The sequence below is a fragment of the Streptomyces sp. NEAU-sy36 genome (assembly GCF_013423905.1).
GTDB lineage: Bacteria > Actinomycetota > Actinomycetes > Streptomycetales > Streptomycetaceae > Streptomyces > Streptomyces misionensis.
In genome coordinates, this window is sequence record NZ_CP058977.1 from 6,318,635 (window position 1) to 6,330,624 (window position 11,990).

9 protein-coding genes are annotated in these 11,990 nt (G+C 72.4%); 6 read left to right on the plus strand and 3 right to left on the minus strand.

Going from position 1 to position 11,990, the window contains the following annotated elements; translation table 11 throughout:
- The first annotated feature begins 10 nt into the window (after positions 1-10).
- Positions 11-2,011, plus strand: a complete 2,001-nt coding sequence (locus tag HZZ00_RS27620; RefSeq protein ID WP_180328982.1) for a PE-PGRS family protein — start codon at positions 11-13, stop codon at positions 2,009-2,011.
- 118 nt (positions 2,012-2,129) lie between these two features.
- Here HZZ00_RS27620 and HZZ00_RS27625 read toward each other — a convergent pair whose 3' ends face one another.
- The 3 genes from HZZ00_RS27625 to HZZ00_RS27635 form a co-directional block, all read right to left on the minus strand.
- Positions 2,130-3,416, minus strand: a complete 1,287-nt coding sequence (locus HZZ00_RS27625; RefSeq protein ID WP_180328983.1) for a cation:proton antiporter — start codon at positions 3,414-3,416, stop codon at positions 2,130-2,132.
- A complete protein-coding gene (locus HZZ00_RS27630) occupies positions 3,403-3,996 on the minus strand; it encodes a flavin reductase family protein (RefSeq protein WP_180328984.1) in 594 nt (197 codons plus the stop codon). The genes HZZ00_RS27625 and HZZ00_RS27630 overlap by 14 nt, the downstream gene beginning before the upstream one ends.
- 83 nt (positions 3,997-4,079) lie before the next feature.
- Positions 4,080-5,684, minus strand: coding sequence for a tryptophan halogenase family protein (locus HZZ00_RS27635; RefSeq protein ID WP_180328985.1), 1,605 nt, complete (start codon positions 5,682-5,684; stop codon positions 4,080-4,082).
- 291 nt (positions 5,685-5,975) lie between these two features.
- Between HZZ00_RS27635 and sbnA the strand changes: the two genes are divergently transcribed.
- The 5 genes from sbnA to HZZ00_RS27660 all read left to right on the plus strand — a co-directional run bounded on the left by sbnA (position 5,976) and on the right by HZZ00_RS27660 (position 11,963).
- Positions 5,976-7,094 (plus strand): 2,3-diaminopropionate biosynthesis protein SbnA, encoded by a 1,119-nt coding sequence (gene sbnA, locus HZZ00_RS27640; protein ID WP_180328986.1) that lies wholly within the window; start codon positions 5,976-5,978, stop codon positions 7,092-7,094.
- Positions 7,088-8,101: a 2,3-diaminopropionate biosynthesis protein SbnB gene (gene sbnB, locus HZZ00_RS27645; protein WP_180328987.1), complete on the plus strand. Its 1,014-nt coding sequence runs from the start codon at positions 7,088-7,090 to the stop codon at positions 8,099-8,101. Before sbnA ends, sbnB begins: the two co-directional genes overlap by 7 nt.
- A gap of 87 nt (positions 8,102-8,188) precedes the next feature.
- Positions 8,189-8,896: a DUF4097 family beta strand repeat-containing protein gene (locus HZZ00_RS27650; protein ID WP_180328988.1), complete on the plus strand. Its 708-nt coding sequence runs from the start codon at positions 8,189-8,191 to the stop codon at positions 8,894-8,896.
- 40 nt (positions 8,897-8,936) lie between these two features.
- Entirely contained in the window at positions 8,937-11,447 is a 2,511-nt protein-coding gene (locus HZZ00_RS27655; RefSeq protein WP_180328989.1) for an FtsX-like permease family protein, read from the plus strand.
- A 246-nt stretch (positions 11,448-11,693) separates the two neighbouring features.
- Positions 11,694-11,963 (plus strand): acyl carrier protein, encoded by a 270-nt coding sequence (locus HZZ00_RS27660; RefSeq protein ID WP_180328990.1) that lies wholly within the window; start codon positions 11,694-11,696, stop codon positions 11,961-11,963.
- The last annotated feature ends 27 nt before the right edge of the window (positions 11,964-11,990 follow it).

Genomic DNA, 11,990 nt, shown 5'->3' on the forward strand with positions numbered 1-11,990 from the left:
GATGACCCCCATGACGGGTGGGGTGGACAAGCTCATGGCTCTGCTGCGGCGCGCGGGGCTGGACGTGCTGGGGGACCGGCGGATCGAGGAGGTGCCGCCGCCCTGGGCCGCCTGGCGACCGGTTGTCCCGGGCGGCGCCGAGCCGACCGAGACCGTGCGGGGGGACGTCCCCGACCTGGTTTCCGAGCTGAACGAACGCTGGTACCGGCTCGCGGTGGACAACGGGATCATCGGCGAGGACGGCGTGTTCCTCCTCGATGTCGCCGACGACCGGACGGACTGTGCCTCACGGCGGTGGACACGGGTGCGGCTCAGCGGTCCGTGGGACCTCGCCGGAGTCCTCGCTGAACGGCCCGGCCGGCCGCAGTTCATCACCCTCGCGGCCGACGGCAGCGCCCTGCTCGGGGTGACGACCGAGGAGGACGAGGTCCGTTTCACCCTGCTGGACCGCCTCACGGAACGCCGAGAGGCAGCCGCACGGGCGGCGGCCCGGGAAACCCCTGGGGAGCGAGAGGCCGCCTGGGCGGCCCTGTTTCAGGGACCGGAGCCTTCCGCGCGGCTGCGCGAGCTGTGGGCGCACGGCCTGGCCCTGAGCCCGGCCACCCCCGACGACCTCCGCGCCCGCCTCCTGGGCCGGTCGCACTTCCTCCTGTGGCGCCCACTGCCGACGGCGGTCGTCGAGGCGGCCATGGCCCACCCGGCCTGGGAGTTGCGGCAACTGCTGGCCGAGGCCCAGCCGAACATCACCACCGAGCAGTGGTCCCGTCTGATCCTGGGCGAACGGGAACCCAGGCGCCGGTGGATCCTCACCCTGCTCGCGGCGGACCGGCGTGCCGAACTGACCGACGCCGCCTACGAGCAGCTCGCCGCCGACCCGTCCGCACGGGTCCGCGAAGAGGCCGCTCGCCTTCCCGGACTGCCCGCGCGCATCCTCACCGCCATGGTCGCCGACGCCGCTCCGCCCGTACGGGTCTCGGCCTGCCGCAGGGCCTGGCCCCACCTGGACGCTCCGGCCCGGCGCGCGCTCCTGGCCGACCCCTCCCGCGCGGTCCGCGTCGTCCTGCTCCGCCACCACCGAGACCACCCGATGCCCCGAGCGGTCTTCGAGACCGCGGACCTCGCGGACCGCGCCGCGGGCACCTGCCGGCTGGCACCCGGCCTGGCCGAACACCTGGCCCGCCACGGCGATCCGGCACGGCGCTGCGCCCTCGCGGGCAATCCGTACCTGGACGCGGACCTGGTCGCCCTCCTCGCCCGGGACCCCGACGACAACGTCCGTTCCGTCGTGGCCGTACGCTCCGACCTCACCGAGGAACAACGAGCGGAGATCCGCGTCGTCTTCGACCCGCGGGGCCACCACTCTCCGCTCGGCTGGGTCACCGCGCTCCACGAGGATCCCGACGCCATGCGCCGCCTGGCCGCATCCGCCCACCCCCTCGTGCGCAGAAGCGTCGCACGGGCCCCGCACCTCCCGCCCGACGTCGTCGAACGCCTCGCCGACGACGAGGACCGTGTCGTCCAGCTCTTCCTCGCGGAATCCTGCGACGACGCACCCGCGGACATGCTGCTGAGGGTGTGGCAATGGTGGACCGGCAGTCTCAGCGTCCCCGACCGCCCCCGTGGTCATCCGAACTTCCCCCGCCGCGACATGCTCCGCCACGCCGACGACCCGAACCCCCGGATGCGCCAACTCGCTCTGGACGACCCCGAGTCGACGGCCGACCTGGTCGAGCGGTTCAGCCGGGACGGCAACGAGGAGGTGCGGCACCGGGCCGCGACCGACCCCCGGCTGACACCCGCGTCGGCCGTGCGACTGCTCGACGACCCGCACGACCGCGTGCGCCACGCGGCCGTCCAGCACCCCCGACTGCCCGCGCGAGTACTGGTCCGACTGCTGCGGGACCCCGAGACCGCCCAGGTGGCGGCCCGAAACCCGGAGTTGCCGGTTGCCGTCATGGAACGGATGCTCCAGCCGGTCCAGCCCCCGACCGGCGCGGCGCAGGCGCCGTGAACCGGCGGGCCGACGGCCCTGGGGCGGGGCTGGCGGGGACGACGGCACCGCAACGCCGTGCCTGCCCCCCTGAAGGGCCGGGTCATCCCCTCGCACCCCCAGGGGACGCCCAACCCCCTCACGTCAAAGCGCCGTCCCTGGGTTCCGATGGTTCCGGCCGGGTGGGGGCCGGGGTGGTGGCGGGGTGGAGGCGGGTCAGGACCGGGCCGGTCAGGGCGGTGGTGAGCAGGGCCATGAGGACGAGCATCGTGAACACCTCGGCGCTGATGACGTGCATGTCGTAGCCGATGTTCAGGACGATCAGCTCGGTGAGTCCGCGGCAGTTCATCAGGACGCCGATGGCGGCGGCCGAGCGCGTGTCCTGGCCGACCGCGCGGGCGGCCAGGGTGGCGCCGCCCCATTTGCCCGCGACCGCCAGCAGCAGGATGGCGGCGGCCCACAACCACTCGGTCGCGTCGTGCAGCCCGCCCAGGTCCGTGCGCAGGCCGGTCTGCACGAAGAACAGCGGGAGCAGCAGCGGCACGGCCACCGAGCGCAGCTGGCCGGCCGCCCGCTCGACGGCGGGGGTGCCGCGCGGCATCACGGTGCCCAGCAGGAACGCCCCGAAGATGGTGTGCACGCCGATCCGGTCGGTGGCCAGGCCGGCCAGGCACACCGCGCTGAACAGCACGGCGATCACGACGGCCTCGTGCCGCAGACCGGTGCTCCGCCGCTCGTCGCGGACCCAGCGGGCGAGCAGCGGCCGTAGTCCGAACACCAGCACGGCGGCGAACCCGGCGGTGAGCGCGACGGTGTTGACGGCGTCCAGCGTGGAGGTGCCGGCGGCGAGCGAGACCACCAGGGCCAGCAGGCACCAGGCGGTCACATCGCCGATGGCGGCGCAGGCCATGGCCAGGGTGCCCACCCGGGTGCCGTACAGTCCCCGCTCGGCGAGGATCCGGGCCAGCACGGGGAAGGCCGTGATGCTCATCGACACGGCGATGAACAGGACGAACGGCAGCCGGGCGACGTGTTCGGGGGCCTGGGAGCCGTACATGGCGAGGCCCAGCCCCGCGCCGAGGAGGAGCGGCAGGGCGATGGACGCCTGCCCGATGGCCATGGCGGTGCCGCGGTGGCCGCGCAGCACACCGAGGTCGAGCTCCAGTCCGATCAGGAACATGAAGACGAGCAGGCCGAGTTGGCCGAGCACATCGGTGAACGGCAGCACGGACGGGGGCAGCAGCCAGTGCTCCGCGGCCGGCCAGAGCCTGCCGAGGAGGGTGGGGCCGAGCATGATGCCGACGCACATCTCGCCCACCACGGCCGGCTGGCCGAGCCGTTGGAGCAGCGCGCCGCCCGCCCGGCAGGCCAGGATCACCGCCGGTACGGCGACCAGCACCGCCGACAGCGGTTCAGCGGCCGACACGGCCGGCTCCTTCCTCCCGGTCCGTGGGCGCGTCCCCGGGTACCGCGGCCGTGACCGCGGACCAGGCCGCGTACTGACGCAGCCCGTACAGCAGCGGCTCGGGCGCCTCGTCGACGACGGTGATGCCCACGACCTCGCCGAGGACCGCGGTGTGGTCGCCGACCTCGATGGTGCGGCTGACCCGGCAGTCGGCGATGGTGTGGGCGGCGTCCGTCAGATGCGGCCCGCACGCGTCCAGCGGCAGCCGCCACTCGGCGCGGCCGAACCGGTCGGGGGCGCCGGAGGCGAACAGTTCGGAGGTGGCACGGCCGCGTTCGTGCAGCAGGTTGAGGGCGAACCGGCCGGATTCCCGGACGGCCCGGGTGGTGTGGCTGGCGGTGCGCAGGCAGGCGACGATGGTGGGCGGCGACAGGGCGACGCTCGCGATCGAGGAGCAGGTCATGCCGTGCGGGTTGCCCTCCGCGTCGAGGGCCGCGACGATGCTGACCCCGCTCGGGAAGGACGACATCAGCGGACGTATGTCGGGTTCGTCGGCGGTGTCGGCGCTCGTTCGCGCCGGGGCGGACAGCGGATTCTGCATGGGTCACTCCGTTGGGATGACGCCGGAAGGGGACGCGGCCCGTCGCCGGCGAGGCGAACGGGCCGCGGGTGGGGGTGCGGGGCTCAGGAGGTGCCGTGGAGCTGACGCAGGTAGTCGTAGGTGGTGGGCAGCGTGTCCAGCAGGTCCTGCTGCTGGCGCTTGACCCGCTCGAACAGCGGCTGCGCGCCGATGACGGACTCCGGCTTGTACGACAGCGCGGGCAGCGGCGCGTCGGGGACCAGGCCGAGGCCCGCGAAGATGCAGTAGTAGCTGCCGTTGGTCCAGAAGTTGCGGAACTCGGCCTCGAAGTTGCCGTAGTAGGTGGACTCGTCGGTGACCGGCGAGTTGACGGGCAGACCGGCCCGGTAGGCGTCGATCTTCTCCCGGATGTTCTCGGGCAGCGTCAGTTCCTTGTTGGCGCGCCAGAACGGGCTGTCGTTGCGCGGCGCGAAGTAGAAGTGCGCCTGGATGAAGTCGCGGGTGTCGTCGAACATCGCCTCGACCTCGTGGTTGAAGCGGTTGATGAGCGTCTCGTTGAAGCTGCGGTCGGGGAAGTGCTTGGCGAGCTGGTAGATCGCCGCGGTGATGAAGTAGATGCCGGTCGACTCCAGCGGTTCCACGAAGCAGGAGGACAGGCCGATGCCGACCACGTTCTTCACCCAGGCGCGGCGGTTGCGGCCGACGCGGAAGCGGACGTGGTTGAACTCGTGGTTCTCCGGGTCCAGGCCCCACATCTCGCTGAACTCGCGGGTGGCCTCGTCCTTGCCGGTGAACTTGCTGGAGTAGACGTAGCCGGTGCCGAAGCGGCCCAGCATCGGGATCTTCCAGGACCAGCCGGAGGACATGGCGATCGCCGAGGTGTACGGCTCGACGCCGTTGGCCTCGTCGTCGTGCGGGACGGCGGTGGCGACCGCGGAGTCGCACAGCAGGTGGTCGCTCATGTCGATGAACGGCTCGGCCATGGCCTTGTTGATCAGCAGGCCGCGGAAGCCGGAGCAGTCGACGAACAGGTCGGCGTCCAGGACCTTGCCGGACGCGGTGTGCAGGGCGGTGACGAAGCCCCGCTCGTCCTGCTCCACCCGGGTCATCTCGTCCTGGACGTGCCGCACGCCCTGCTTCTCGGTGGCGAACCGGCACAGGAACTTGGCGACGAGGGCGGCGTCGAAGTGCCAGGCGTACCGGGTGGCGTGCCGGCCGTCGAGCCAGCGCGGGGACAGCTTGGCGTCCATCACCGGGGGCTCGCGGAAGCAGGCGTAGTCGAACGGCTCGTCCGTCAGGCCCTCGTACTTGTTCTTGTACCAGTAGTGCGAAAGCGGCGTCTGGTCGTAGTCGGGGAGCAGGCCGAACGGGTGGTAGAAGTGGTCCGGGCCGCCCTGCGGCAGCTCCCGGGCGGTGGCCTGGCCCGCGCCCTCGGTGCGCCAGTTCACGAAGCGCACGGCTGTCTTGAAGCTGGCGTTGCACTCGCGCATCCACTCGTCCTCGTTGATGCCGAGGAAGTCGAAGAGAACACGCTGGAGGTTGGGTACGGTGGCCTCGCCGACGCCGATGCGCGGGATGGTGGGGGCCTCCAGCACCGTGATCTCGACGGTGTTCTGCAGGGCCTTGCCGAGGTAGGCGGCGGTCATCCAACCGGCCGTACCTCCGCCGAGGATGACGACCTTCTTGATACGCCTGTCTTCGCCGGTCATGAGCGGCTCTCTCCTCCGGAGGTAAGCGATGGCGGACGGATCGGCCGCTACGTCCGGTGGCCGGTTTCAGGCCAGCGGGGCAACCGATGCCAGACAGAGTCGCCAGCGCTGCTATGCCGCTTCTATGTGCCGTCCAACGCGGGACGTATGGAGCGGATATAGCGTCCCCGGTCAGCCTGTGGGTGCCGAAGGCCTGCTCGACGGTGGTCGGGCCGGCACCGCCGTCGCGCGTCCTTGCGGTGACCAGCCGACGGACCGCCGACACCCGCAACCGAGGATGGCTTGCACACGATGCCGTACGACGAAGGGAAAGCGGCCGTAGGGCGCCCGTCCCCCGCACCGGGGCTGAAGGGCATCCTCTCGACGGTGGGCGGTACTCCGCTCATCGAACTGGAGCGTCTGGTACCCGGCTTCACCTCCCGGGTCTACGCGAAGGCCGAACGGTTCAATCCCGGCGGCAGCGTCAAGGACCGGTCGGCGCTCAGCATGGTCCTCGGCCGGATCAGGTCGGGTGAGCTGGTGCCGGGCAGGTCGACCGTGGTGGAGTCGAGTTCGGGCAACCTGGCGATCGGACTCGCCCAGATCTGCGGGTACTTCGGGCTGCGCCTCATCTGTGTCGTGGACGCCCGGACGACCGAGCAGAACATCCGGATCCTGCGCGCGTACGGCGCGGAGGTGGAGGTCGTCACCCAGCCGGACCCCGAGACCGGGGAGCTGCTGCCGCAGCGGCTGCGCCGGGTCGCGGAGTTGCTCGCGCGCATCCCGCACGCCTACTGCCCCGACCAGTACGCCAATCCGCTCAACTCCCTCGCCCACCAGTCGACGATGCGGGAGATCGCCGAGGAGCTGGGGGGTGAGATCGACCATCTGGTGCTCGCGGTCGGCACCACCGGCACGCTGAGCGGCTGCGCCGAGTACATCCGCACCGCCGGGCTGCGCACCACCGTGCACGCGGTGGACGCGGTGGGCAGCCGGCTGTTCGACTCTCCGGTGTCCTGTGCCCGGCTGGTCCCGGGGCACGGCGCCTCGGTGGTGCCGCCGCTGCTCGATCCGTCGGACGCCGACGACGTCGTGCACGTCACGGACCTGGAGTGCGTGGTGGGCTGCCGGCGGCTGGTGCGGCGCGAGGCCATCCTCGCCGGCGGCTCCTCGGGCGCCGTGGTCTCCGCGCTGGAACGGCTGGCCCCCACCGTGCGGCCCGGCTCGAACGTCGTCCTCATCCTGCCGGACGGCGGCGACCGCTATCTCGACACCATCTACGACGACGCCTGGGTGCGCGAGCGGTTCGGCGAGGTCTTCCACCTCTGGAAGGAGCCGGATCGCGGCCCGGGCGGTGGTGCCCTCACGGGCCCGCGCGGCACCTCGCGCACCACCGGCCCCGCGACACGGAAGGAGACCGTGCTGTGCTGATCATCGGCCACCGCGAGGTGCGCGACATTCTCAAGGGGAAGGAGCCGGAGGTCCTCTCGCTGGTCGCGGACGCCTACCGGCTGCACGACGAGGGCCGCTCCGCGCTGCCGCACTCGGTCTTCCTCCGCTTCCCCGGCGACGACCGCAACCGCATCATCGGGCTGCCCGCCCACCTCGGCGGCGAGCGGTCGGTGGCCGGCATGAAGTGGATCGCCAGCTTCCCGGGCAACGTGGCGCGGGGGCGGGAGCGGGCCAGCGCCAGCATCGTGCTGAACTCCATGCACGACGGGACGCCGCAGGCGTTCCTGGAGGCGTCGCTGATCTCCGCCAAGCGCACCGCGGCCTCCGCGGCCCTGGCGGCCGGGCTGCTCGGCACCGAGGCGGAGCCGGGCGGCATGTCGCTGATCGGGGCCGGGCCGATCAACCTGGAGGTGCTGCGGTTCACCAAGGCGCGGCTGCCCTCGCTGATCGAGGTGACGCTGTTCGACCTGGACGCGGAGCGGGCCCGGGCGTTCGCCGCGAAGGCCCGCCGGGTCGTGCCGGGTCTCGGGATCAGGTTCGCGGCCACCTGCGAGGAGGCCGTCGCGGCCCATCGCCTGGTCTCCTTCGCGACCACCGCGGGCACGCCCCACGCGGACCTCTCGGCCGCGGCCCCCGGTACGACGGTGCTGCACGTGTCGCTGCGCGACCTGACCGCGGCGGCGGTGCTCGGCGCGCAGAACGTCGTCGACGACACGGACCACGTGTGCCGTGAGCGGACCTCGCTGCACCTGGCCGAACAGGAGTCCGGCGGGCGGGAGTTCGTCGACGCGGAGATCGGCGCGCTGCTGCGGGACCCGGCTGCCTTCCGGCGTGATCCGCGGCGGGTCACGGTGTTCTCGCCGTTCGGTCTCGGCATCCTGGACATGGCGCTCGCCCAGTGGGTGACGCGGCAGGCCGAGGAGTTCGGAATCGGGACACGCGTGGACGGCTTTCTGCCAATGAGCGCGGCCCAAGCACCCGCCTGAACAAGTGCGGCGTTCTTATCTGTTGGGCGTCGCCGACCTGCCGGCGGGCGCCGTGACCACCCCTCCCCCCACTGGAGAGCCTCCTCGATGAAGATCCGTTTCCGTGCGTTCCTGGTGTCGGGCGCCCTGCTGCTGGCCGTGGCCCCCGTGCTGAGCGCATGCGACCAGTACGACGACTCCGACTCCCGCTCCTTCGACGTCAAGGACAAGGTGACGGGTGTGACCGTCGACTCGGCGGGCGGTGACATCGACGTGGTCGCCGGCGACGGCGACGGCGTCCAGGTGACCGAGAACCTCAAGTACAAGAGCGGCAAGCGGCCCAGCACCGAGCACTTCGTGCGCGACGGCAATCTGCACCTCAAGGTCGCCACCAGCTGCGGCAGCAGCCTGGGCTCGGCCAACTGCACGGTGAACTACCGGGTGGAGGTGCCCCGCGGGGTGGCCGTCTCGCTGCACAGCGGCGGCGGCACGGTGAACCTCGACGGCGTCTCCGGAGGCGTCGACGCCTCCAGCGGAGGCGGGGAGGTCAAGGCGGAGAACCTCGCGGCCGGGCACCTGACGGCGAGTTCGGGCGGCGGGGCCATCAACGCGTCCTGGTCGAAGGCGCCCGACGACGTCGACGTCAACGCCAAGGGCGGCAACGTCACCCTCCATGTGCCGGACAGCGGCTACCAGGTGTCCGCCTCGACCACGCTGGGGTCGAAAAAGGTGGAGGTGAAAACGGATTCGAGCAGCGAGCGGCACATCAAGGCGCGTACGTTCGCCGGAGACGTGAAGGTACTCGTCGCCGGCTGACCGCCGCCGCGCGCTCGCACCAACTGGAGAGCCCACTTTCATGCTGAACATTGCCTGGTACACGCTGCGGAGCCGGCTGTCCGCCTTCACCGGGACCTTCATCGCGCTGATGCTCGGCGCCGCCCTGCTGTCCACGATGGGGCTCGTCCTCGCGGCGAGCGTCACCTCGCACGAGCACGGCCCGGGCCGGTTCGCGAACGCCCCGGTGATCGTCCGCGGTGAACCGGACCTGAGCATGTCGGATCCCTGGGGCGGTATCGAGAGCGAGCCGCTGAAGGAGCCGAAGGGCCTCGCGCCGGCGCTGGTCCGCGATGTCACCGCGGTCGGCAAGGCCGTCGCCGACCGCACCTTCTACGCCCAGCTCGGCGGCTCGGGCACGCCCCGCTCCGGGCCGTCCGACCAGGTCGGGCACCCCTGGTCGTCCGCCGCGTTCGGCGGGTACCGGCTGGTGCGGGGCCAGGCGCCGGCGGGGGCCGGCGAGGTGGCCGTGCCCGCGAGGTCGGGGGCCTCGCCCGGCGAGCGGGTGACCGTGCTGACGGCGTCCGGGCCGCGTCCCTTCACCGTCTCCGGCGTCACGGACGACGTCTCCTTCGAGTCGGCCCTGTTCTTCTCCGACGCCGAGGCCGCCGCCCTGTCCCCGCGCGTGGACGCGCTGGTCTCCTTCGGGGACGTGGACAAGGTGCGCACCGCGGTGGAGGACCGGGCCCAGGTGCTGGCCGGCGCGGACCGCGTCCAGGCCGACCCGCGGGCGCACGCCGACGAGGTGGCCCTCGTCGGCGTCTCCACCATGCTCGGCATGGCGACCGGGGTGGCCGCGTTCGTCGCCGCGTTCGTCGTCGGCACCACGTTCGCCTTCTCGGTGGCCCAGCGCCGCCGGGAGCTCGCGGTGCTGCGGGCCACCGGGGCGACCCCCGTGCAGGTCGGCCGGCTGGTGCTGGCCGAGGCGGCGCTGGTGGGCGCGGTGGCCTCGGCCGCGGGCTGTCTGCTGGGGCTGGCCGGCGGGCCGGCGCTGGCGGGCCGGATGAGCGCGTGGGGGCTGGCGCCGGAGTGGTTCCGGGTGCGCCTGGGCTGGAGCACGTTGCTGGTGCTGGTCCTGGCCTTCCTGATCGGCGTGCTGCTCGCGGTACTGGGCTCCGGGGTCGCGGTGGTGCGGGCGGGCCGCATCCGCCCGCTGGAGGCGCTGCGGGAGTCCGCGGTCGAACGGCGTGCGATGAACGCCCTGCGCTGGCTGGCGGGGATCGCCGCGCTGGCGGTCGGCGGGGTGCTGCTGCTGGCCACGCCGCTGCTGCCGCCCGCCTACTGGGGCGACATCACCCCGATGGCGGCCCCGGCCCTGATCGTGGCGGGCGCGCTGCTGTGCCCGGTGGTCATCCCGTTCGTGGTGCGGGTGGTGACGGCGCCGTTCACGGCGCTGCGGGGCGCGGGCCCGATGCTGGTGCAGGCCAACACGGTGACGGCGCTGCGCCGTACCGCGGCCACGGTGGCGCCGGTGCTGATCACGGTGGGGCTGTTCTCGGCGCTGTGGAGCACCTCGGGCACGCTGTCCGGGGTGGCCCGCAGCGAGGCGTACGAGCGGGTGCGCGCCAACGACTTCGTGGTGGCCCCGGATCACACGCCGGGCCTGAGCCGGGCCGTGGTGGACAAGGTGCGCGCGGTGCCGGGCATCGAGTCGGCCACCACCGTGCCGACCGGGGTGTACACGATCCCCGGCCCGAATCTGCTGGTGTTCCCGGCCGGTGCTCCGCTGCTGCCGTACGACGCGCTCACCGTCGATCCGAAGGCGCTCGGCCGTCTGCTGACGCTGCCGGTGGTGCACGGTGACGCGCGCGGGCTGGACGACCGGTCGATCATCGTGGACGAGACCTGGAACCGGCACGTCGGCGACACGGTGACGGTGTGGCTCGCGGACGGCACCAAGAAGCGGCTGAAGGTGGTCGCCGTCACCAAGGCGAGCGCCGGCGGCAGCGCCGCGGTGCTGACCCCGAGGTACGCGGGCCGGGCGCTGCCGGACGCGATGTACGTCAAGCTGGCGAAGGGCGCCGATCGGGCCGCCGTGCAGCGGGAGTTGGGCACGGCGGTGCGGGGCATGTCGGCGCGGGCGGTGCCGATCGCCGGGTACCGGGCCGCGGTGGACGACACCGTCAACCAGCAGACGCGGATGGCCCTGTTGATCGTCGGCGGCATCGCCATGCTGTACACCGGGGTGGCGGTGGCCAACACCCTGACGATGTCGACCGGGCAGCGGGCCCGTGAACTGGCGGTGCTGCGCCTGGGCGGTGCGACGCCCGGGCAGCTGCTGCGCATGGTCGCGGGCGAGAGTGTGCTGGTGGCCGGCACCGGTGTGGTGATGGCCGCCGTGGTGGTCGCGCTCAACGCGGCGGGACTGTGGGCGGGGCTCCAGCAGCTCGTGGTGAGCACGCGGGTGACGCTGCCGGGGCTGCCGTTCGCGGTGACCGCGGGTGCCTGCGTGGTGGTGGCGCTGCTGGCGACGGTGCTGCCGGCCTGGGTGGCGCTGCGCACCCCCGCGGTCCGGCTGACCACGACGGAGTGAGCGGGCCGCCCGGCGACCCCGGGCGCCCGTCACGTAGACGGCGGTTCCGCGACCGGGCCGGGACCGCCGTCGTGCCATGAGTGGGTGCGTGTAGCAGGCACCTGACGCACCGGACAGTCACTTGTCGGCCAACCCGCTGTAGCCAAAGGGTGATTGAGGGCCATTTATAGGGCGCGAATAGCTCGTCGTCGCAGGATCTCCATGAGCTCGCCGAGAGCTCTCCACCGAGAAGACCGGGAGATCGACATGAGCGCTACCAGAGCGGGCAAGGAACTCAGCGCGGAGACCAGAGCGGCGATCAAGAAGATCGTCTGCGACGTCCTCGAAGTGGACCCCGCCGACGTCACCGACACCACCCGCTTCGTCGAGGACCTCGACGCGGACTCGCTCCGCACGATCGAGATCCTGGCCGAGATGGAGCGGACCCTCGGCTTCGACCTGTCGGCGGCACCCATCGAAGGCATGACCAACCTGGACGGCGTGTACGCCGTCGTCGCGGAGTCCGAAGCGAAGTGACCGCCGGCCGTAGGGCGGGTGACCGGC